This window comes from Telluria sp. ZB4P36, from assembly GCF_059685865.1.
This window is the reverse complement of record NZ_JCASIE010000005.1, coordinates 111224-131386: the sequence shown is the minus strand read 5'-3', so window position 1 is coordinate 131386 and position 20163 is coordinate 111224. Positions and strand designations below refer to the sequence as shown.

The 20163-nt window shown below is 64.5% G+C and carries 19 protein-coding genes; 10 read left to right on the top strand and 9 right to left on the bottom strand.

Annotation, left to right across the window (positions count from 1 at the left end; genetic code table 11):
* Positions 1-15: 15 nt before the first annotated feature.
* From AC56LK_RS09880 to AC56LK_RS09870, 3 genes are read right to left on the bottom strand one after another with little or no spacing between them, the layout of a single operon-like run.
* Positions 16-486 (bottom strand): hypothetical protein, encoded by a 471-nt coding sequence (locus tag AC56LK_RS09880; RefSeq protein WP_497184379.1) that lies wholly within the window; start codon positions 484-486, stop codon positions 16-18.
* Positions 487-509: 23 nt separating this feature from the next.
* On the bottom strand, positions 510-2000 hold the full coding sequence (locus tag AC56LK_RS09875; RefSeq protein WP_497184378.1) for a hypothetical protein: 1491 nt from the start codon (positions 1998-2000) through the stop codon (positions 510-512).
* The gene (locus tag AC56LK_RS09870; protein ID WP_497184377.1) at positions 1997-3475 is read right to left on the bottom strand and encodes a hypothetical protein; all 1479 of its coding nucleotides are present in this window, start codon (positions 3473-3475) and stop codon (positions 1997-1999) included. Before AC56LK_RS09870 ends, AC56LK_RS09875 begins: the two co-directional genes overlap by 4 nt.
* A 224-nt stretch (positions 3476-3699) precedes the next feature.
* Here AC56LK_RS09870 and AC56LK_RS09865 point away from each other — a divergent pair, with 224 nt between their 5' ends.
* From AC56LK_RS09865 to AC56LK_RS09850, 4 genes are all read left to right on the top strand, one after another.
* On the top strand, positions 3700-4761 hold the full coding sequence (locus AC56LK_RS09865; RefSeq protein ID WP_497184376.1) for a M29 family metallopeptidase: 1062 nt from the start codon (positions 3700-3702) through the stop codon (positions 4759-4761).
* 58 nt (positions 4762-4819) lie between these two features.
* Positions 4820-6004 (top strand): GAF domain-containing sensor histidine kinase, encoded by a 1185-nt coding sequence (locus AC56LK_RS09860; protein ID WP_497184375.1) that lies wholly within the window; start codon positions 4820-4822, stop codon positions 6002-6004.
* Positions 6005-6171: 167 nt separating this feature from the next.
* On the top strand, positions 6172-7245 hold the full coding sequence (locus tag AC56LK_RS09855) for a PEP-CTERM sorting domain-containing protein (protein WP_497184374.1): 1074 nt from the start codon (positions 6172-6174) through the stop codon (positions 7243-7245).
* Between the two features lie 110 nt (positions 7246-7355).
* Positions 7356-7673: a hypothetical protein gene (locus tag AC56LK_RS09850; RefSeq protein ID WP_497184373.1), complete on the top strand. Its 318-nt coding sequence runs from the start codon at positions 7356-7358 to the stop codon at positions 7671-7673.
* A gap of 45 nt (positions 7674-7718) precedes the next feature.
* Here the strand turns inward: AC56LK_RS09850 and AC56LK_RS09845 are convergent, their stop codons facing one another.
* The 4 genes from AC56LK_RS09845 to AC56LK_RS09830 all read right to left on the bottom strand — a co-directional run bounded on the left by AC56LK_RS09845 (position 7719) and on the right by AC56LK_RS09830 (position 10773).
* Positions 7719-8264: a hypothetical protein gene (locus AC56LK_RS09845; protein WP_497184372.1), complete on the bottom strand. Its 546-nt coding sequence runs from the start codon at positions 8262-8264 to the stop codon at positions 7719-7721.
* On the bottom strand, positions 8261-8686 hold the full coding sequence (locus AC56LK_RS09840) for a hypothetical protein (protein WP_497184371.1): 426 nt from the start codon (positions 8684-8686) through the stop codon (positions 8261-8263). Before AC56LK_RS09840 ends, AC56LK_RS09845 begins: the two co-directional genes overlap by 4 nt.
* Before the next feature lie 10 nt (positions 8687-8696).
* On the bottom strand, positions 8697-9188 hold the full coding sequence (locus tag AC56LK_RS09835; protein ID WP_497184370.1) for an Hcp family type VI secretion system effector: 492 nt from the start codon (positions 9186-9188) through the stop codon (positions 8697-8699).
* A gap of 382 nt (positions 9189-9570) precedes the next feature.
* On the bottom strand, positions 9571-10773 hold the full coding sequence (locus AC56LK_RS09830; RefSeq protein WP_497184369.1) for an FRG domain-containing protein: 1203 nt from the start codon (positions 10771-10773) through the stop codon (positions 9571-9573).
* A 331-nt stretch (positions 10774-11104) separates the two neighbouring features.
* On the opposite strand from AC56LK_RS09830, the gene AC56LK_RS09825 reads away from it, so the two are divergent.
* Positions 11105-11944, top strand: a complete 840-nt coding sequence (locus AC56LK_RS09825; protein WP_497184368.1) for a phytanoyl-CoA dioxygenase family protein — start codon at positions 11105-11107, stop codon at positions 11942-11944.
* A 6-nt stretch (positions 11945-11950) separates the two neighbouring features.
* Here the strand turns inward: AC56LK_RS09825 and AC56LK_RS09820 are convergent, their stop codons facing one another.
* Positions 11951-12652, bottom strand: a complete 702-nt coding sequence (locus AC56LK_RS09820) for an anti-sigma factor (RefSeq protein ID WP_497184367.1) — start codon at positions 12650-12652, stop codon at positions 11951-11953.
* A complete protein-coding gene (locus AC56LK_RS09815; protein ID WP_497184366.1) occupies positions 12649-13239 on the bottom strand; it encodes an RNA polymerase sigma factor in 591 nt (196 codons plus the stop codon). Before AC56LK_RS09815 ends, AC56LK_RS09820 begins: the two co-directional genes overlap by 4 nt.
* Positions 13240-13458: 219 nt before the next feature.
* On the opposite strand from AC56LK_RS09815, the gene AC56LK_RS09810 reads away from it, so the two are divergent.
* From AC56LK_RS09810 to AC56LK_RS09790, 5 genes are all read left to right on the top strand, one after another.
* Positions 13459-14955: a DUF4331 domain-containing protein gene (locus AC56LK_RS09810; protein WP_497184365.1), complete on the top strand. Its 1497-nt coding sequence runs from the start codon at positions 13459-13461 to the stop codon at positions 14953-14955.
* Between the two features lie 10 nt (positions 14956-14965).
* A complete protein-coding gene (locus AC56LK_RS09805) occupies positions 14966-15232 on the top strand; it encodes a hypothetical protein (protein WP_497184364.1) in 267 nt (88 codons plus the stop codon).
* A gap of 57 nt (positions 15233-15289) precedes the next feature.
* Complete coding sequence (locus AC56LK_RS09800; RefSeq protein ID WP_497184363.1) at positions 15290-16474, top strand: hypothetical protein; 1185 nt, start codon at positions 15290-15292, stop codon at positions 16472-16474.
* Entirely contained in the window at positions 16471-17631 is a 1161-nt protein-coding gene (locus tag AC56LK_RS09795) for a HupE/UreJ family protein (protein WP_497184362.1), read from the top strand. The genes AC56LK_RS09800 and AC56LK_RS09795 overlap by 4 nt, the downstream gene beginning before the upstream one ends.
* 115 nt (positions 17632-17746) lie before the next feature.
* Complete coding sequence (locus AC56LK_RS09790; protein WP_497184473.1) at positions 17747-20113, top strand: M1 family metallopeptidase; 2367 nt, start codon at positions 17747-17749, stop codon at positions 20111-20113.
* Positions 20114-20163: the final 50 nt, after the last annotated feature.

The following is a 20163-nucleotide window of genomic DNA, read 5'->3' as shown; positions in this document are numbered from 1 at the left end:
CAGTCTTTCAATGGATTACCGGCGGCCGACGAACAGGGCCGCGACCAGCGCCACCACGCCCACCGCCACCAGGGGGCCGGTGACCGCGAAGGTCAGGAATTTGCTGGCGTTGACGATGGCCAGTACCGCGGCGGCCGACAGGAAGGCCAGACCGACGAACAGCAGCCAGCCGGCGCTGCCCGCCGACGAGGGCGCGACCCGCCGCACCACCAGGTGGTGCACGTAGGCGTTACGCACGAAGAAGTACACCACCAGCAGCACCACGAACACCGCGGCGCCGATCGCCAGGTCGCGCGACGAGGTGTCGGTGGCCGGCACCGGCGCAGTCGCCGTGCCGGGCACTACCTCGACCGGACGGCCGGCGCTCATCGGCTGAGCCTCCGGCTGGGTCTGGGGCAGCGTGTCCTGGGTGGAGGCCGATTCTTCCGGCAGCTTGAAGCCGGGATCGGCTGGGGACGGGGCGGATGGTTTCTGGGTGCCTTGCATGGGGTTTCCTTTCTTTGTTATTGTTAGCGGCCGAGCCGGACCTGGGCGCCTTCGCGCAGGTCGGTCAACTCATGGCCGAACAGGGTGGTCTTGAGCATCGCCACCTGTTGTCCGGCCTTGTCGTAAATCGCTTGCGTGGTGCCGGGGCGGGCCCGCATCGTGCGCAGTTCGTCTTCCACGGTGACCTGGGCCACGCGTGGCCTGCCATAGGCCCAGGCCACGGCGCCCGCCGCGGCCAACAGCGCCGCTGCCAGCCCGCCCAGCGCCGCCAGCGGTCCCATGCCGTAATGCACCCGCACTTCGAGCGGCAGCACGGCGGTCGAGGCCTGGATGCTGGGCGGCGGCGTGAAGATGTCGGGAAGCGGGTCGCCCGGGAACAGCGCCGCCATGCGCTGGCGGAAGTCCTGCGACAGGGCCAGGCGCTGGTTCGCCAGGTGCAGCTCGATCCGGCCCGGCAGCACATAGGCCGCGCCGGCCGACTTGAGGGCCGCCATCGACCATTTGTCGGGAAGCTGGGCCACCGGCAGCTGCATCGTCGAGCCGAGCGGCAGCGGCTTGCCTGGCGCCAGGTTCTCCACGCGGCTGCTGGCCAGGGCGATCTTGCGGTCTTCGCCGGCCAGCATCGAGCGGGCGCCGAGCGTGGCCGAGACGATGGTGTACGGGTACATGGTGTTCTCGAGTTGCCAGCGCACGCTGGCGCGCGGCGTGCGCGCATCCGGGTCGACGTCGGCGCGCAGGGCGCCGCCCGGGGCCTGCGAGAAGGCCACGCCGGGCGCATCCTCGACCTGGGCCGGCACCAGGCGCACGGTGTCGCGGTCGAGCGGCTTCAGGCGCGCCGGCTGTTCGGTGATCACGCGGGCAATGCGGCCGGACGCCAGCAGGCCGTCGAGGGCGCGGCTGCCTTCCCTGCCGACGGCGAAGGCGTACACCATCAGTCCATTCGCCCCATAGTGCTTGCCCTGGACCGGCATGCGCAGCGGGAAGGCCACCACCTTGTCGATGGCCTGGCCGCGGTGGATCAACGCATAAAATTCGCGGTTGCGCACGGCCGTGGCCTGGTCGTTGTTGGGGCTGTTGCGGTTGTTGGTCACCAGCCAGACGATGCCCGGCTTGCCGCCCAGCGCGGTGGAAATCGCGGCCTGCACCGCTTCGCCGAGGTCGGTGTCGGCCAGCGCACTGCTGTTCGGCTTGCGCGCCGTGTCGAGGCCGGCCAGGGCCGCGTCGACGCGGCTGCGCACGGTCTTGCCGTCCGCCTTGAACGAGGCCAGCGCCCGTGGGGACGGCGCTCCCGGCAGCGACTGGTTGAAGGCGGCCAGCACCAGTGCGTCGCCCGGCTGCACGACCGCGCCGGCGAGGGCGCCGACGAGCGGCTTGAACTGGCTGTTCGGGTCGCTGTAGAAGGGTTCCATCCAGCCCGAGTTCTGCACCAGGAACACGTGTGGCGTGGCCCAGGCGCCGGCTGCCGCGAACAGCAGCGCCAGCGCGATGGCGATGTGCCGCGCCAGCGCCCTCATGCCTGCTCTTCCAGGCGCCAGCCGCGCACGGCATTCCAGTCAGGATGGTGCAGCCACAGGCAGCCGTCATACACGAAGGGGACGCAATCGAGCGGGCGCGCCAGGCGCACCACCTCGTCGAGGATCACGTTGCGCCGGCCGATCCATTCGATCGTGGTGCGCGCGATCACGCGGTTCTCGAGCGCGTCTTCGGCACGGCCGGTGTACTTGTGCATGCGCAGCACCAGTCCGCTCGGCTGGCTGCGGTTGTTGTTGAAGGCGCGCAGCAGCGGCAGCACCAGGGTCTCGTCCTGGTTGAGGTCTTCGACGTGCTCGCCCGACCAGGGTTCGTCGACCACCGGGTGGCCGCGCCGGAACAGGAAATTGGCGAAGCCCAGGCGCGCGCCGTCGATCGGCGCAGCCTCGGGCCGTTCGCTGCCGAGTTCGAGGAAGGAGTAGCCTTGCCCGTCATGGCCGATGTGCCACAGCCGGCCGTCGCGGCTCTGGGTCGGGCCGCCGAAGGCAAGGCGCGGCTGCCAGCCCGGCGGCCAGGGCGTGAACAGCGGCGGCTCGCCCGGACGCCAGGCGAGCTGGCCTTCTTCGTGCAGCCAGAACAGGCGGCCGTCGTAGCCGATCGGGCGCGACCAGCCGTGTGCCGGCACGTCCGGACAGGCGAATTCCTCGACCTCACCGGTATCGGCGCGCGTGCTCCACAAACGGACCGCGCCGTCCGGCGCCAGCAGGCAGGCGATGTGGCGGCGCATGGCGCCCGGCGCGGCGGCGAGCGGCGCCTCCAGCACGGGTTGGAGGCGGTAGGTCTCGCTGACGGGATTGATCCACAGGCGCTGCAGGCCGCCGTTGGTCGGCACGATGGCGACTTCGCCGCGGCGCGGCTCCAGCACCGGCAGCCATGCATACGCGGACACCGTGAAGGCCAGGCCGGCGGCGCCTTCTTCCGGGGTCATCACATGCCACAGGCCGGCCACCGGGTCCCAGTATTGCAGCACGCCGCGGGTGTGGGCCAGCGCCAGCAGGCGCTGTTCGGGAAAGCCATAGTGGGCGGCAGCAAACACGCAGCAGGCATTCGGCGGCACCGGCATCGTGCGCTCGCTGCGGCCGGGATGCGGCGCGGCCGGGCGTTCTTCCAGGCTGTCGCCGAGCGGCAGCGAGGTCACCGGCAAGCCATGGGGCACGTGGCGCGGCAGCATGGCGTCGCCGCCCGGGCCCCACCAGCCGGTCTGGCGCGACGGCGTGCCCGGCAGGCGCTGCAGCGGCTTGCCGCAGTTGGGGCAGAAAGCAAAGCCTTCGGGGTAGATGGGGGCACAGCCGCAACCGGTAGGCAGCGAGGCGCCGAGCAGGCGGGCGACGTCACGCAGTCGGCCGGGCGCATGCGCCTGCCAATCGATGCGGCCGAGCCCTTCGCTGGCCAGCAACGCAAACTGCCCTCCCTCATCCTCCTGCCAGACACTGGCAGGCGTTTCCCATCGGTATGCCATCTCGTCGCCTTGTGCCTTGATTACATTGATCGACATCGGGCCTGGCGCGGCCCTTGTTGTTGCTCAAATCATAGCGCCGGCCACTGCCGCGCGGCGCGCCGTACACCGGGTAGCGCGCCCTGACCCCTCAGGGATCGATAGATGAGACAAAAACGGGCTGATGCGGGGAACTTCCTTCCAACGTACGTATAATGGCGGCGATTTCCCTTCCATTTCCCCGCAACATGCACACCCCAGATTCGACCGCCCTCCCCCAGCAGGACGACCTGCCCGCGACCGCCATCGACGCCGCCACCGCGCACCTGCGCGACATCCTGGCGATCGCGCTCGAACACGGGCCCGGACAGCAGGCGCTGGTCGTCTACGACGAACGCACCGCGCTGGCGCGCGCCCTGGCCGAGGGCTACCGCCGCAACCTCCCGGACGCGCGCTTCGTCGACTTCGACAGCGCCACGCCCGACGCCGTGCTGGCCGCCTTCCGCGCGATGGGGCCGAAGGACCTGGTGGTGCTGGTGCAGTCCACCAACTTCCGCCTCGACGGCTTCCGCATCCGGGTCGAACTGTTCAAGCTGGAGCTGAAGGTGATCGAGCACGTGCACCTGTCGCGCATGCCGGGCCCGCAGTCGGCGCACTACATCGAGGCGCTGGCCTACGACCCGGCCTATTTCCGCGGCACCGGGCGCGCCCTGAAGGCGCGGATCGACGCGGCGCCGCATGCGCGCGTGGTCGGCGGCGGCGAAACCCTGCATTTCAGTTCGCCCCTCGAGCCGGCCAAGCTGAACGTGGGCGACTACAGCGAGATGCATAACGTCGGCGGCCAGTTCCCGATCGGCGAGGTGTTCACGGAAGCGCGCGACCTGGAGGCGGTGCACGGCCGGGTGCAGGTGCACGTCTTCGGCGACACCAATTACCGCTCCAACCGCCCCGATGTCCCGGTCACCCTGGTCGTCGAACGCGGGCGCGTGGTCGGCACCGAGAACGCGACGCCGGCCTTCCAGCAGGTGCTGGACAACATCACCGCGGACGAGGGCGAGGTCTGGGTACGCGAGCTGGGCTTCGGCATGAACCGCGCCTTCACGCGCGAACGCCGCGTGGACGACATCGGCACCTACGAGCGCATGTGCGGCATCCACCTGTCGCTGGGCGCCAAGCACGGGGTGTACCCGAAGCCGGGCTTCAAGCGCAAGGACGCGCGCTACCACATCGACGTGTTCGCGGTGACTGATGCGGTCTACCTCGGCGAGGAATGTGTTTACGCGGACGGGCGCTGGATTTGTAACAGCTGAGCGGTGCGGCCTTCACAGGTGCTACCATGCCCGGATAATTATTTTCGTGGGGCGGTCCATGGCTGGCAGCACACACACTTGCGTCGACGAGATCCAGGCGATCGGCGCCGTCCCGAAGATCCTCGAAACCGTGGCTGCCATGACCGGCCTGCGCTTCGTGTGCATCGCCCACGTCACCCGGGATTCCTGGACCGCCTGCGCGGTCCTCGACAAGCTGGAATTCGGCCTCAAGCCGGGTGACCCGCTCGACGTCACCACCACCCTGTGCGAGGAAGTCCGTGATACCGGCGCCGCAGTGATCATCGACCACGTACGCGAAAGTGCGCAGTACTGCGAGCACCACACCCCGCGCATCTACGGCTTCCAGAGCTACTTCTCGATTCCCGTGTTCCGGCCCGACGGCCAGTATTTCGGCACCCTGTGCGGCCTCGACCCGGAGCCGGCGCGCCTGACCGACGCCGTCACCGTCTCGACCCTGCAGCTGTTCACCGAACTGATCGCCAAACAGCTCGAGAGCGAGCGCTCGCTGGGTGAAGTCCGCGCCGCCCTGCTCGACGAACGCGAGACGGCCGAACTGCGCGAGCAGTTCGTCGCCGTGCTCGGGCACGACCTGCGCACCCCGCTCGGCTCCGTCCTGTCGGGCACCGAGATCCTGCTGCTGAAGCACCAGGACCCATCCACCCGCCAGGTGGTGGAACGGATCCGGCGCAGCACCCGGCGCATGGCGGCCCTGGTCGAGGACGTGGTGGACTTCACGCGCGGCCGCATGGGCGGCGGCATTCCGCTCGACCTGCGGCCGGTGAAGGGCGCCGACCTGCGCCTGTACGAGGTCGTGGACGAGCTCTCGGGACTGTATCCGGAGCGCGTGATCGATACCGCGATCCAGCCCGGCATGTCGCTGCATTGCGACCCGGAGCGGCTGGCGCAGCTGCTGTCGAATCTATTGAAGAACGCCCTGGTGCACGGCAGCGAGCAGCATCCCGTGTCCGTGGTCGCCCATGTGCGCGACGGCCGCTTCACGCTGCGCGTCACCAATGGCGGACCGGACCTCGGCCCCGCCGTCATCGACCAGCTCCTGAAACCCTACTGGCGCGCTGCCTCGCGCGCCGGCAGCGAAGGCCTCGGGCTCGGCCTGTACATCGTCGACCAGATCGCGCGCGGCCACGGCGGCGCGATCGAGATCGGGTCGAGCGCCGGTTCCACCTCGTTCACCTTCACGATGGCGGCGGACGCGCCGGCCTGATTTCCTCCATCCGGCGCGCCGGTGCTTTCTGTCGAGAATATTTACAGTACGCTAACACTGCTTTCGGCATCCCAACATAAGTTGTTGATTATAAATACGTAATGCATTCATGCAACTACGGGCACGATAATTGCTTTTCCCTTTGCAAACCAAACCAAAGGGATTCCATGAAACTTTCGCAGCTTACCCGCCATGCATTGGCAGCATCCATCCTGCTCGCGCTCGCGCAGCCTTCCTCTGCAGCCGTGATCACGGGCGCCGATTACGCAGGCGCGAATTTGTCGCTGCAACATGGCGACGTTATTTCCGGCAGCTTCACCAACATTGGCAGCTTTATCATTCCCACCGCAGCGACCATTTACATCGCGGGTGGTTCGCCCCTGTCCGTCTCTGCCCAGCGCATCGACATCAATGGCATCCTGAACGGCCGGGGCGCTGGTTATGCAGGCGGTGCCAACGGCACTGACGGCAAGGCGGGCACAGGCCCGGGCGCCGGCGCGGGTGGCCTGTACGGTGGCGCCGTCCACGCCTCCGGCGGAGCTGGCGGTGGCAATCGCGGCGCGGGTGGCTCCGGCGGATCCTCGTTCGGCTCCTCTCCTGGCATTTCGGCCGGCGGCGTCGCGAATGCGGCCGCGATGGGTTCAGGCGGCGGCGGCGCTGGCAACCACGGATGCTGCGGTAATGTTAACGGTGGCGGAAGGGGTGGCGCTGGTGGCGCCGGCGGTGGAAGCATCACGCTGAATGCGTTCAACGCCTTGTTCCTGACTGGATCGATTCTGGCAGACGGCATGCATGGCTTCCAGGGCGTCGCCGGCCAGTATCCGGCAAGCGGCGGCGGGGGCGGGGCCGGCGGCACGGTCAAGCTGTCTGGCGTGCTTTTCCTCAATGGCTTGATCGACGCATCGGGCGGGAACGGCGCCAGCTACATCGGCCAGCCAAACCCCGGCTCGGCATATGGCAATGGTGGCGGCGGTGGCGGCGGTGGATATGTCCTCCTCAGTGGCATGGCCGATTTCGGTGCGAATTTCAGCATCGACGTCAGTGGCGGCGCGGCCGGCGCCTCGCTCAACCTGGATGGCAACACGCCACGCAGCTCCGCCGTCAAGGCCGCGGCGGGAGTGAACGGTATCGCTGTCGACAATACGCAAGCGATGGCCGACGTGCCTGAGCCGGGAAGCCTGGCGCTGCTCGCCCTGGGCCTGCTCGGCTTCGCTTCGTCCCGTCGGAAATCCCGGAAGTAAGCAGCGCTTCAGCACCATCCAAGCCCGCCGCGCGCGGGCTTTTTTTCCTGCCCTGCCTTGGATTAGAATACGTCGCATGCTTTCCAACATACAGCGCGACCAGTACCAGCGTGCGCCGCCGCGCCGAGGAGATCGTCGACGCCTTCGACCCCACCGAATCCCGGGCCATCTTAACCACCAAAGACCAGGAACGCGCCAGCGACGCCTGGTTCCTTGGCTCGGACAACACGGTGCGCTGCTTCTTCGAAGAGGAAGCATTCGGTGCAGACGGCCAGCTGCGCCAGGCCAAGGCCCTGTCGATCAACAAGATCGGCCACGCGATGCACGACCTCGATCCGGTGTTCAATGCCTTCACGCGCGACCCCAAACTGGCCGCCGTCGCGCGCGATCTCGGCCTCGAGCAGCCGCAGGTCTGGCAGTCGATGTAGGACTTCTGGCGCTTTGCCCCCCTAGGCACTTCCTCTAATGCCGCACTAGCCGTGACTGCCGCGTAGCCTCAACACCAGTGCTGTGAGGATGGCCGAGCTGATGAACACTCCAGCAGATATGCTCATCCATGTTTCGTAGGCCATGTCGTTATCGAAGACGGATAGCGCAACAAGCACGGCTGCAAAGAAGGCAACGCTGAGCGAAATGATCGCTCTACGCCATTCGTTAGAGAGTGGTGTCGGCAAAAAAAGAAGAACAAATGTGACTGCCGATGCGAGAAATGAAGAAACACCCATATCTATGGTCGCATCCTTGCCAAGCGCCCAAGGACTGGGAACGACACAGGTCACGTACAGAAACGCGAATTCGACCATCCCGACCCCTAGTGAGATTGGAATCAGTCGAATCATCGCCGTGTGGCGTCGCCGATACTTTAGGGCAAGGTATGTGATGACCGCCGTGCTAATGAACGTTATGAAGAGAATGTTACCCGCCATTTCCACGTTCAAGGCAGGGGTGAGTTGGTGCCCTATTAACAAGTTAAGCACGGTCACAAAGAAGGCGACACCAAGGGAGATGAGCGCTTTCATGCGAAAGGCTCCACTGCGGGGCAATTCAGGTACATCCCGGCCTTGCTACCGCCAGCCTCCACGACTTCCTCTACAAACGATACGCAGTTGTTATATACACCCAACCACAGCCATTGCTTCGATAGCAGTTGTACCAGTTTCGCATGAGCGCCAACAGGGTCAGGAATCTTAACGATCCAGCGCCGAATCTCGCGCTTGTCGTTTTCTTTCAGATAACGCATGTAGCCGGCCTCACGCATGAACTTGGGAACTTTGTAACCGCCGGCCACATGAAAATACCACCCGCTACCGGTGTAGAGCAGCGCGTGTCCGCAGAAATTGGGGGGGGTGCCTGTTACGATAACAGCACGAGTATGCTGAAAGTCGAACGGCTTGATCGGGCATTGGACCAGTATGTCGCCTTCATATGGTTCGGACATCATCGCCTCTGCTTTAGCACACTCGGTTGGCGCTGCAATCCCAGCCGCCTAATGTGTTACCTTGAGTCCCGCCTCTGATGGACTGCCTGATGTAGTTCCACTTGATTCGTGAATAGGCCAAATGAACCAGTTCAGTGATGATCCCGCTATTGCCGCTGTCAGGTGTGATGGTTGCAATCAGAAGATGTTCTAGCTCGATCCTGAAGTATGGAATCGGGTTTCCATTGCTATCTGCCCGCATGAACTCGAAAGCCGCCTTTGGAATCGTCTTCCCGGCTGCACAAGTTTGCAGCAGAACCGGACTGGCGATGTCGGCAAGCTTCTTAAAGCTGATTGGGAAAAGATCGGCCCGACCGCTTGTCATGCCCCCGGCAGTCGATACCGTTTCGGCTCTTGGCTGGTTGACTGCATAAATGACGTTACTAACCTCAATCCAATCCTTGTGTTTCTGGTCCGTCGATTCACCCTTGATCCCGTCGATCTGCAAATATGCGTCGTTCGCCATGCTGCCCCCGTTGTAGGTCGAACGTGGATTCTTGCCCGACTGAACAGGGGTAAGGTTGGCGAGAGTCAGGAATCGAAGGGAGATAGATCAAAAAGCAGTCCCAGGGCTGAATTTGCTTCTACTAGAAAATTTCGGGAGATTGCCCTTCCTGCTGACTAGGCCGGACAAGTCAGAACGGTATCAAGGGCGAGAGGGCGGCTCACCCATCGCCGTGACGACCTTCTGGTCCGCGAGCAGAGCAGGGTCACGAGCAGAGCAGCGCAGAGCAGGGTCAGGTCTGATATTTGGACACGAGCCCAGCTCTAGTACAATGATTTTCACGCAGTATGTCCGACTATCGGACCTGACCCCAGCTTTTTCCTTCAAGTACTGATGGGGTAGCTTAGTTGCTATCGCTTGTCCTGGATGGCGCTTCAATACATTCTTCACTAGGGGCTTTGCCATCTGTGCTGACATGCTCTGGTTGGCTTATTACTTCCAGCGCAGCGTGCCCAAAAGCCATTTCATGCTTTAGCATACGGCTTACTCCTTCAAGGCCAGGGAAAAGCGTAGCGCCCGACAAACCCATATACGCCAAGTCTTCCAATACCTCTACCGCAAGACGAGCTGGTAAATCCGCAGCAAAAAGGTGCTCTTGCTTTTGTTCCGCTTCGATTTTCTGGATGAGGCTAGCGAAATTAGATGTATTTGTAACTGTAAAACATCCTTTCTGCGCATACAGACGTGGATTATTACGAAAAGACATTTCTAATGGAGAAATGTATGGCTTAAAGTAAGGAAGCACGACAGTCTGAGTAGTGTGTGACTGAACGAACTGCGCAGTAAGTGCAAAGATGCGTACCTTGGTAACTTCTTTACGAGCATTCCGGTTTTCTAAGGCGTCAGCAAAGGCAAAGAAGGCAGCGACGTATGGTGAAGCCGACCAATCAAGAAGCGGAGTAGGTAATCCATAGTGCTGTGCTAGACCAAGTAACATAGAGTAGTCGTCGCCATTGGTCATATCGATGCGAACGTTTAGCGCAGCCTCAGCATGACGGTGGAACTGTTGTAGCGTCTCAGCACAATAGCGTTCTAGTCGATGTCGGCCATTCCGTTGCAGAGTAGTCTCAAGCTGGAACTTGTTTGACCCATGTCCTCGGAAAAACGTAGCGTTTTTCTCTCGGCGCATCCTTTGGCTCCACTCTTGGAAGTCCATCCATGTGTCGCAGTCAGTCGCTGCTATTTCTGCCTTCCTACTTGGTTCAAAAGTAATTACCCCAGTTTCGCCACAACCATTTGTCCACGATCCCCAGTAGCAGCCATCTGGATTAAGTGCCAATGTAGCGCGAGTCGTGTAGAAGTTAGACTTTATTTCTTGTGGTATTTCTGATGAATAAAGACCGCCTTGTTGATTCACCGAGAAGAAAGCGCGCGGTACCAGAAGACATGAACCCGGTTTAATTTCGCAGTCACAGAGGAACGCTCTTCTAATCTCATTCGACCAGACGTGGACCATTGCTTCTGCAGGTTTGTCTATATCTCTGCACAGCATTGCGTCTAGCACAAGTTCGCCAGTTTGAATCGTTCCGAAGTACTGCAATTCCATGGTTGCCTCAGTCGTCGCCAAATGCAATATCTTACAGTGCAAGAATCAAAACGTGACCGAATTTGATCTCTAGATTGCTTTGAAGAGCTCTCTATCCAGGCAGCGCAGGGTCAGGTCTGACACTTGGACACGAGCCCAACTCAAGTACAATGATTTTCACGCAGTGTGTCCGAATCTCGAACCTGACCCAGCTTTTGTGACCGAGCTTTTGTCCGGAGGTCGGGTCGAGCCGGGTCTACCTCGTTTACGTTCCCGATGACGGCCGACGCACTGGCCTGATCCGCGATGCCTGCGGCGCGCTAGAATGGCGTTTTGTCCTGGACGTTCCACCATGCTGACAACAGAACAGCGCGACCAGTACCAGCGTGACGGTTTCCTCGTCATCCCCGGCTTCAAAAGCCTCGATGAGATCGCCGCGCTGCGCCGCCGCGCCGAGGAGATCGTCGACGCCTTCGACCCCACCGAATCCCGGGCCATCTTCACCACCAAAGACCAGGAACGCGCCAGCGACGCCTGGTTCCTTGGCTCGGACAACACGGTGCGCTGCTTCTTCGAAGAGGAAGCATTCGGTGCAGACGGCCAGCTGCGCCAGGCCAAGGCCCTGTCGATCAACAAGATCGGCCACGCGATGCACGACCTCGATCCGGTGTTCAATGCCTTCACGCGCGACCCCAAACTGGCCGCCGTCGCGCGCGATCTCGGCCTCGAGCAGCCGCAGGTCTGGCAGTCGATGTACATCTTCAAGCAGCCGGGCATCGGCGGCGAGGTGCGCTGGCACCAGGACGCCACCTTCTTCGACAGCGACCCGATCACCGTGACCACCTTTTGGTTCGCGCTGGAAGATGCGACCGTGGACAACGGCTGCCTGTGGGCCGAACCGGGCGGCCATCGCGGCCCGCTGCGCGAACGCTTCCTGCGCGACGGCGACAGCATCAGCATGGAAAAGCTGGATGCCACGCCCTGGCCCGACGACAGTACCGCCGTGCCATTGGAGGCAAAAGCCGGCACCCTGGTCTGCTTCCACGGCCTGCTGCCGCACTACAGCGCGCCGAACCGCTCGCCGGTGTCGCGCCATGCGTTCACGCTGCATGCCACCGATGCGCGCTCGGCCTACTCGCCACGCAACTGGATCCAGCGCGATGCCGGCTTCCCCGTACGCAGCTTCGACTAAAACTCCCTACATCACCCTGACCCAGCCCCCCTTGTAGAGGATCGGCCCGGTCGGCCCGTTCGGATCGGGCGAGCCGCCCTTCGGCTCCAGGCTGACCGCGAGCAGCGCCACGTCGGCGCCGAGCGCCTGGCGCGTGAGCGGCAGCGTCAGCTCGCGTCCCGCGCCCAGCACGCCGAGCGAACGCGGCTTGCCCTGTAGCGGCACCGCCCACAGTTGCAGCGCCTGCGCCGCGCTGACCGGCCGGGCCTCGACCAGGCGCACGCTCAGGAGCTGGCGCTCGCGGTCGGCCAGCACCAGCAGCGCGGTGCGGGCCTGCTCGTCGGTCAGGGTGGCGATGTCGCTGTAGGTCGGCTCGCTGCGTTCCTGCATCACGGCCACCAGCAGCAGCGCCGCCACCATGCTCGCGCTCACGCCAAGCGTGCGCCAGTAGCCGAGCGTGCCGTGGCGCCAGAACTGCCAGGCCGGCGCCGGCGCACGCAGTTCGAGGCGCGCCTCGATGGCGCGCCATACCTGCATGCGCGGAGTCGCCGCAGGCACGAATTCGGCCATGGCGCCGATCCGGTCGCGCCATTCGGCCACCGTGCGGCGCAGCGCGGCGTCGCCGTGCAGATAGCCCTCGAAGCGGCGGCGCGCCCGTCCGCGCAGCGTCCCCAGTACATATTCGGCCGCGAGGCGGTCGCGCAATGTGTCCTTGCCGCGCAGATTCATGCCGTCCTCCCGCCCGTCAGGCAGGCCTGCAGGCGCGCCAGGCTGCGCCGGATCCAGGTCTTCACCGTCCCGATCGGCAATGCGAGCTTCTGCGCCACATCGCTATACGACAGGTCATGGAAAAAGGCCAGGCCGACCACGTTCCGGTGTTTTTCCTCGAGCGCGGACATGCAGGTCGCCAGCGCCTTCGCTTCGCTGCTCAGCTCGAGGGCCTCGGCCGGGTTGGCTGCCGGGTCGCGCAGGCAGGCAAGCACCCGCTCGTCGAAATCCGCGCCATCGATCTCGACATCCGAATGCAGGCGTCGCAACAGGTCGAAGGACTTGTTGCGGACGATGGTCGTCATCCAGGTCATCGGCGCCGACAGGCCGGCCTGGTAATCGTTGGCGTGGTGCCAGATCGAGACGAAGCTTTCCTGCAAGGCTTCCTCGGCCAGCTCTCGGCGGCGCAGGATACGCAGCGCCAAACCGTACAGCCGCGGCGAACTCGCCTCGTATAACTGACGGAAAGCGAGCGCATCTTTCTGCGCGGCGCCACGTAACCAAGTATTGAGTTGTAATGGATTTAGCGAATTTGACGACTGAAGCACGGGAGCGCCTTCCGTATCGAAGATATTTTTGACGATTTTGCCACGAAATCAAGAACTTAGCATATTTACGCGATGGCAATGCAAGAAAAAAATATTTTGAATCCGATAAGGTGCGGCCTGCGTATATGCCTGGGTAGCCGTGCCGCGCAGGGTCCTGTCGTCCCCGCAAGCTCGCCCAACTCCCCTGAAGGGGACCACAACATCAATGAGGAGATCACCATGCAATCTGTTAAGCAACACCCTTGGGCCGTCGCCCTGCTATCGGGCGCGGTCCTGGCCGCACTGGCCTTGCCCGCCGCGGCCTCGAGCCACCGCGAAGCCCCGTTCCTGACCAATGTGCCCAAGGTCGACGGGACCGACTTCTACATGTTCCGCAGCTACGCGCCGGGACGCGAAGGCTTCGTGACCATGATCGCCAACTTCATCCCCTTCCAGGATCCGCAGGGCGGCCCGAACTTCTACCAGTTCGACAACAACGCCCTGTATGAAATCCACGTCGACAACAACGGCGACGCCAAGGAAGACATCTCCTTCCAGTTCCGCTTCAAGAGCACTTCGAAGCGCACCGCCCTGAATGTGGGCGGCAAGCAGGTCCTGATCCCCCTGATCAATTCGAACACGATCAGCGGCGTCAACCCGGCCGCGCTCAACGTGCGCGAAACCTTCACCATCGACATGGTCAAGGGCGACCGCCGCGCCGGCACCCGCACCCGCCTGGCCGCGGCCACCGGCGGCGCTACCGAATTCGACAAGCCGGTCGACAACATCGGCGACAAGACCTTCGGCAGCGCCACCGGCTACGAAACCTATGCCAACCAGCACATCCACGACGTCAACATCCCCGGCTGCGGTACCGGCCGTGTCTTCGTCGGCCAGCGCAAGGAATCCTTCTACATCGCGGTCGGCAAGATCTTCGACCTGGTCAACCTGAACCCGCTGGGCGCCGAAGTCAACGGCAACAAGAACGACCTCGAGAACAAGAACGTCAGCGCGATCGCGATCGAAGTGCCGATCAGCTGCGTGGTGGCGGCCGGTGAACCGGTCATCGGCGCCTATGCAACCGCCAGCATGCGCCAGGGCCGCCTGCTCAATCCGGCCCCGGCCAGCGGCATCAACAACGCCGCCAAGGAAGGCGGCGCCTGGACCCAGGTGTCGCGCCTGGGCATGCCGCTGGTGAACGAAGTCATCATCGGCATGGACGACAAGGACCGCTTCAATACCTCGAAGCCGAAGGATGACGGCCAGTTCATCAACTACGTCACCAATCCGACGCTGCCGGCCCTGATCGAGACCCTGTTCCCGTCGGCCAAGGCCCCGACCAACTTCCCGCGCAACGACCTGGTCACCGCCTTCCTGAAAGGCCTGCCGGGCGTGAACCAGCCGAAGAACGTGGTCGCCTCCGAGATGCTGCGCCTGAACACCAGCATCGCACCGACCGCGCTGGCGGCGCAGAACCCGATGGGCGTGGCGGGTGGCGACAATGCCGGCTTCCCGAACGGCCGCCGTCCGGCCGACGACGTCACCGACATCGCGCTGCGCGTGTCGATGGGCGCCCTGTGCGTGCTGACTGGCGCCAGCGACGCCCTCGGCGTCGGCTGCAAGCCGGCCGACGCGCCGGCCGGCGGCCTGGCCCTGACCGACGGCGTGCGCAAGAACGCGGCGGCGTACAGGCCGACCTTCCCCTACCTGAACACGCCGCTGCCGGGCAACCAGTAAGGAGGACGCCATGACATCCATCATCCGCCGCATGCGCCAGGGCGCGCTGCTGGTGCCGCTGGCCCTGCTGCTGAGCGCCTGTGGCAGCAGCAGCGACAATGACAGCTCGCAGACCCCGCCGCCGGTCGCTACCACCCCGCCGCCGCCCGTCGGCGACGCGTTCTTCAACACGATCAGCGCGAACTTCTTTGCGATGACCGACGTCGAGGAACCGGTACAGGTCGACGCCATCGCCGCCACCGCGCCCGAGAACACCGAGCCCGATCCGGTGCAGTAACAGCACGACCGCAAGGCGGGACGCGGCCCACCGCGTCCCGCCTTGCCTGGAGCCCCGATGAACCCGATGTTCTTCCTCCTTTTGCTGGCGGGCTTGCCGGCGCTGTCCGCGCCCGCCGCCGCCGCGCCTTACACCCCGGCCAGCGGCGCCCAGGTGCTCGAGCGCCTGCCGGGCCGCATGGACGCGACCCGGCGCGAGCTGGCGCGCATGCGCACCGAACTGGCCGCCAACCCGTCCGACCTGGCACGCGCCGCCGCGCTGGCGCGCCGCTATATCGAGCAGGCCCGCCACGATGGCGACCCGCGCTACCTCGGCTATGCCCAGGCCGCCCTGGCGCCGTGGTGGAAACAGCCGCGCGAACGTGCCCCGGCCGAGGTGCTGGTGCTGCGCGCCACCCTCGTCCAGAGCACCCATTCCTTCGGCGAGGCCCTCGCCGATCTCGACGAGGTGGTGCGGCGCGACGCCGGCAATGCCCAGGCCTGGCTCACCCGCGCCACCATTCAGCAAGTGACGGGCGACCATGCCGGCGCACGCGCCAGCTGCGCGCGCCTGTTCGGACGCGCACCCGAGCTCGTGGTGCAGACCTGCCTGGCCTCGGTGGGCAGCCTGAACGGCCAGGCCCGCCCCAGCTACCTGCGGCTGGAGCGCACCCTCGCCGCCCGTGCCGACAGCCCGGCGCCGCTGCGCGCCTGGTCCGCCACCCTGCTGGCCGAAATGGCCGAACGGCTCGGCGACCATGCGGCGGCCGACACCCACTTCCGCAGCGCCCTGAGCATCGATCAGCAGGACACGTATCTGCTGGCCGCCTATGCCGATTTCCTGCTCGAACGCGGCCGTGCGCAGGAAGTCGTGCGCCTGCTCGGGACACGCACCCAGGCCGACGCCCTGCTGCTGCGCCATGCGCTCGCGCTTTCCAGACTTGGCGCCCCCGATGCGGCGCGCCAGAGCGCGGCGCTGCGCGCCCGCTTCGAAGCCGCGCGGCGCCGCGGCGACACGGTCCACCGGCGCGAGGAAGCGCGCTTCGCGCTGGAGCTTGCCCGGGATCCGGCCGAGGCGGTGCGGCTTGCGAAACTCAACTGGGCGGTGCAGAAGGAACCGGCCGACCTGCGCATCCTGGCGCGCGCCGCGGCCGCCAGCGGCGACGCCGAGGCCGCGCGCCTGGTACGCGACTGGCTGCGCCACAGCAGGCTCGAGGACCGTACGCTCGACGCCGTCGCGCAGAACGCGGGAGCCAGGACATGATGCGGACCCTGCTTGCCCTGCTGGCCGCGCTGGCGCTGTCATGCTCCCCTGCGGCATTCGCCCACAAGGCCAGCGACAGCTACCTGAACCTCGCCGTCGACGGTGCGCGCATCGAAGGCCGCTGGGACATCGCCCTGCGCGACCTCGAACTGGCCGTCGGCCTGGACGCCGATGGCGACGGCCAGCTGACCTGGGACGAGGTACGCGCCCGCCACGGCGCCATCGAAGCCTATGCGCTCAGCCACCTGAAACTGGCCTCAGGCGGCGCCGCCTGCCCGTTGCAGGTGACGCAGCAGCTGGTCGACAGCCACACCGATGGCGCTTATACGGTGTTGATGCTGCGCGGCGCCTGCGCCGCGCCGGTAGACACGCTGGCGGTGGGATACACGCTGCTGGCGGAACTCGACCCGCAACACCGCGGCCTGCTCGCCCTGCGCAAGGCAGGTGCGGACGCGGGCAGCAGCGCCACCTCCACCGCCATCCTCGGCCCGGACAATCCACAACAGCAGCTGCGCCTGGCCGAGCCGGCGCACTGGCGCCAGTTCGCCGACTACGTGAAACAGGGTGTGTGGCACATCTGGATCGGCTTCGACCACATCCTGTTCCTGCTGTCGCTGCTGCTGCCGGCCGTGCTGCTCTATCGCGACCGGCAGTGGGTCGGCCGGGAAGGCTTCCGCAGCGCCGGGATGGACGTGGTGCGGGTCGTCACCGCCTTCACGCTGGCGCACTCGCTGACCCTGACTCTGGCGGCGCTGGGGGTGCTGGCATTGCCCTCGCGCCTGGTCGAATCGGCGATCGCCGCCTCGGTCATCGTGGCGGCGCTGAACAACCTGCGGCCCCTGTACCAGCGCGGAAGGGTCCTGTTCGCCTTCGGCTTCGGCCTGCTGCACGGTTTCGGTTTCGCCAGCGTGCTGGCCGAACTCGGCCTGCCGAAAGACGCGCTGCTGCTTTCCCTGGTCGGCTTCAATGTGGGCGTCGAACTCGGCCAGCTGGCCATCGTCGCCGTGTTCCTGCCGCTGGCCTGGTGGCTGCGCAAGGGATTCTTCTACCGGCGCGTGGTGATGCTGGGCGGCTCAGCCGCGATCGCGCTGGTGGCGGCCGTCTGGCTGCTGGAACGCGCGCTCGATCTGGAGCTGCCGTTCTGGGGCCTGGCATAGGCATACATATGCATCATGTATCAGTTTTTTTACAAATCCTCTGAGCAATTGATTTTAGGTAAAGATAAAATACTTTTTCCTATTCCACACAAATTTCAGGGGAAATATGATCCGTATGCCCATCGGATTGGCTGCGTTATGCCTCAGTGCCACCGTTTTCGCTGCGCCGCCTTTCGACGACAAATTCCGCCAGCTGGACGAATTGCTGCCGACGCCGGGCGCCGTGCGCACCGCGTCGGGCGCACCGGGCCACGCTTACTGGCAGCAGCGCGCCGACTACAAGATGCGCGCCACGCTCGACGAGAACAAGCGGGCGCTCACGGGCTCCGGCACCATCACGTACCACAACAATTCCCCTGACACGCTGAAGTATCTCTGGCTGCAGCTGGACGAGAACATCTACAAGCCGGATTCTGCTGCCCGCAGCACTGCCGTCCTGCCCTCGCGCGAAGCCTGGCAGGCGCGCGGCACCGATGGTGTGAAGTTCGACGCCCTGCGCAACGTCCTGGAAGGGAACGCCTTCCAGGGCGGCTTCAACATCCGCAACGTGCGCGACAGCGGCGGCGGCCAGCTGAAGTACACCATCAACGGCACCATGATGCGCATCGACCTGCCGCAGCCGCTCAAGCCGGGTGCGCGCGTCTCGTTCAGCCTCGACTGGAACTACAACATCAACGAGCAGAAGGTGCTCGGTGGCCGTTCGGGCTACGAGAAGTTCGAGGACGGTAACGACCTTTTCGAGATCGCCCTGTGGTTCCCACGCATGGCCGCCTACTACGACGTCTACGGCTGGCAGCACAAGCAGTTCCTGGGCGCCGGCGAGTTCACGCTGGAGTTCGGCGACTACGACGTGCAGATCACCGTGCCGGCCGACCACATCGTCGCCTCCACCGGCGAACTGCAGAACCCGAACGACGTGCTCACCGCCGCCCAGCGCGAGCGCCTGCAGCAGGCCCGCAACGCCAAGAAGCCGGTCATCATCGTGACCCAGGCCGAAGCCGAAGCGGCCGAGAAGAAGCGCGCCACCACCACCAAGACCTGGCACTTCAAGGCCAAGAACGTGCGTGACTTCGCGTTCGCGTCGAGCCGCAAGTTCATCTGGGATGCGCAGGGCATCAAGTCGGGCAAGCAGGACGTGATGGCCATGTCCTACTACCCGAAGGAAGGCAACCCGCTGTGGGAGCGCTACTCGACCCACGCGATCGTCCACACCATCGAGCAGTACAACAAGTACTCGTTCGACTACCCGTACCCGGTCTCGATTTCCGTGAACGGCCCGGTGGGCGGCATGGAATACCCGATGATCACCTTCAACGGCCCGCGTCCGGTGAAGGACAAGAAGACCGGCGAGCTGACCTACTCGAAGCGTACCAAGTACGGCCTGATCGGCGTGATCATCCACGAAGTCGGCCACAACTACTTCCCGATGATCGTCAACTCGGACGAGCGCCAGTGGACCTGGATGGACGAGGGCCTGAACTCCTTCGTGCAGTCGCTGGCCCAGGAAGCCTGGGAAGAAGACTGGGATGAAATGCGCGGCCACCCGCGTTCGATCGTCGGCTACATGCGCAGCCAGAACCAGGTGCCGATCATGACCAACTCGGAGTCGCTGCTCCAGTTCGGCAACAATGCCTATGCCAAGCCGGCCGCCGCACTGAACGTGCTGCGCGAAACCATCCTGGGCCGCGAGCTGTTCGACTTCGCCTTCAAGGAATACGCCGAGCGCTGGAAGTTCAAGCGCCCGACCCCGGCCGACTTCTTCCGCACCATGGAAGATGCCTCCGGAACGGACCTCGACTGGTTCTGGCGCGGCTGGTTCTACACCACCGACGCGGTCGACATCAGCGTGGACGGCATCACCGAGTACACGGTGAGCACCAAGGATCCGGAAATCGAGAAGGCCTGGGCACGCGCACGCAAGCAGGAAGAGCCGATCTCGGTCACCGATCAGCGCAACAAGGGCATGGAGCGTCGCGTCGACCGCTTCCCGGAGCTGAAGGACTTCTACAACCAGAACGACGACTTCACCGTCACCAACAAGGACCGCAACAAGTTCAACGAGACGATGGCCGGCCTGGAAGACTGGGAAAAGAACCTGCTCAAGGAAGGCAAGCACCTGTACCTGGTGGACTTCTCGAACAAGGGTGGGCTGGTCATGCCGCTGATCGTCGAGATCGAAACCAAGAGCGGAAAAAAATACATCGAGCGCATCCCGGCCGAAGTATGGCGCTACTCGCCCAGGAAAATCACCAAGCTGTTCGTTACCGACGAGCCGATCGTGGGCCTGACCCAGGACCCGTACTGGGAAACCGCCGACATCGACGTGAGCAACAACAGCTGGCCGGCCAAGCCGGTCCCGTCGCGCCTGGAGCTGTTCAAGTCCGAGCGTGAACCGATGAACAACCTGATGCGCGACTTCAACACCAAACTGGCGCCGCCGAAAGCGGCCGGCCAGAAGGAAGAAGCGCCGAAGGCCGAGTAAGGACTCGTATTACCCGTGGGCGCCTGGCGCCCACCACCGGCAGGGCTGCG

Coding starts and splice junctions, on each gene's coding strand:
- AC56LK_RS09880 (WP_497184379.1), bottom strand. CDS start 486: ATGCAAGGCACCCAGAAACCATCCGCCCCGTCCCCAGCCGATCCCGGC.
- AC56LK_RS09875 (WP_497184378.1), bottom strand. CDS start 2,000: ATGAGGGCGCTGGCGCGGCACATCGCCATCGCGCTGGCGCTGCTGTTC.
- AC56LK_RS09870 (WP_497184377.1), bottom strand. CDS start 3,475: ATGGCATACCGATGGGAAACGCCTGCCAGTGTCTGGCAGGAGGATGAG.
- AC56LK_RS09865 (WP_497184376.1), top strand. CDS start 3,700: ATGCACACCCCAGATTCGACCGCCCTCCCCCAGCAGGACGACCTGCCC.
- AC56LK_RS09860 (WP_497184375.1), top strand. CDS start 4,820: ATGGCTGGCAGCACACACACTTGCGTCGACGAGATCCAGGCGATCGGC.
- AC56LK_RS09855 (WP_497184374.1), top strand. CDS start 6,172: ATGAAACTTTCGCAGCTTACCCGCCATGCATTGGCAGCATCCATCCTG.
- AC56LK_RS09845 (WP_497184372.1), bottom strand. CDS start 8,264: ATGAAAGCGCTCATCTCCCTTGGTGTCGCCTTCTTTGTGACCGTGCTT.
- AC56LK_RS09840 (WP_497184371.1), bottom strand. CDS start 8,686: ATGATGTCCGAACCATATGAAGGCGACATACTGGTCCAATGCCCGATC.
- AC56LK_RS09835 (WP_497184370.1), bottom strand. CDS start 9,188: ATGGCGAACGACGCATATTTGCAGATCGACGGGATCAAGGGTGAATCG.
- AC56LK_RS09830 (WP_497184369.1), bottom strand. CDS start 10,773: ATGGAATTGCAGTACTTCGGAACGATTCAAACTGGCGAACTTGTGCTA.
- AC56LK_RS09825 (WP_497184368.1), top strand. CDS start 11,105: ATGCTGACAACAGAACAGCGCGACCAGTACCAGCGTGACGGTTTCCTC.
- AC56LK_RS09820 (WP_497184367.1), bottom strand. CDS start 12,652: ATGAATCTGCGCGGCAAGGACACATTGCGCGACCGCCTCGCGGCCGAA.
- AC56LK_RS09810 (WP_497184365.1), top strand. CDS start 13,459: ATGCAATCTGTTAAGCAACACCCTTGGGCCGTCGCCCTGCTATCGGGC.
- AC56LK_RS09805 (WP_497184364.1), top strand. CDS start 14,966: ATGACATCCATCATCCGCCGCATGCGCCAGGGCGCGCTGCTGGTGCCG.
- AC56LK_RS09800 (WP_497184363.1), top strand. CDS start 15,290: ATGAACCCGATGTTCTTCCTCCTTTTGCTGGCGGGCTTGCCGGCGCTG.
- AC56LK_RS09795 (WP_497184362.1), top strand. CDS start 16,471: ATGATGCGGACCCTGCTTGCCCTGCTGGCCGCGCTGGCGCTGTCATGC.
- AC56LK_RS09790 (WP_497184473.1), top strand. CDS start 17,747: ATGCCCATCGGATTGGCTGCGTTATGCCTCAGTGCCACCGTTTTCGCT.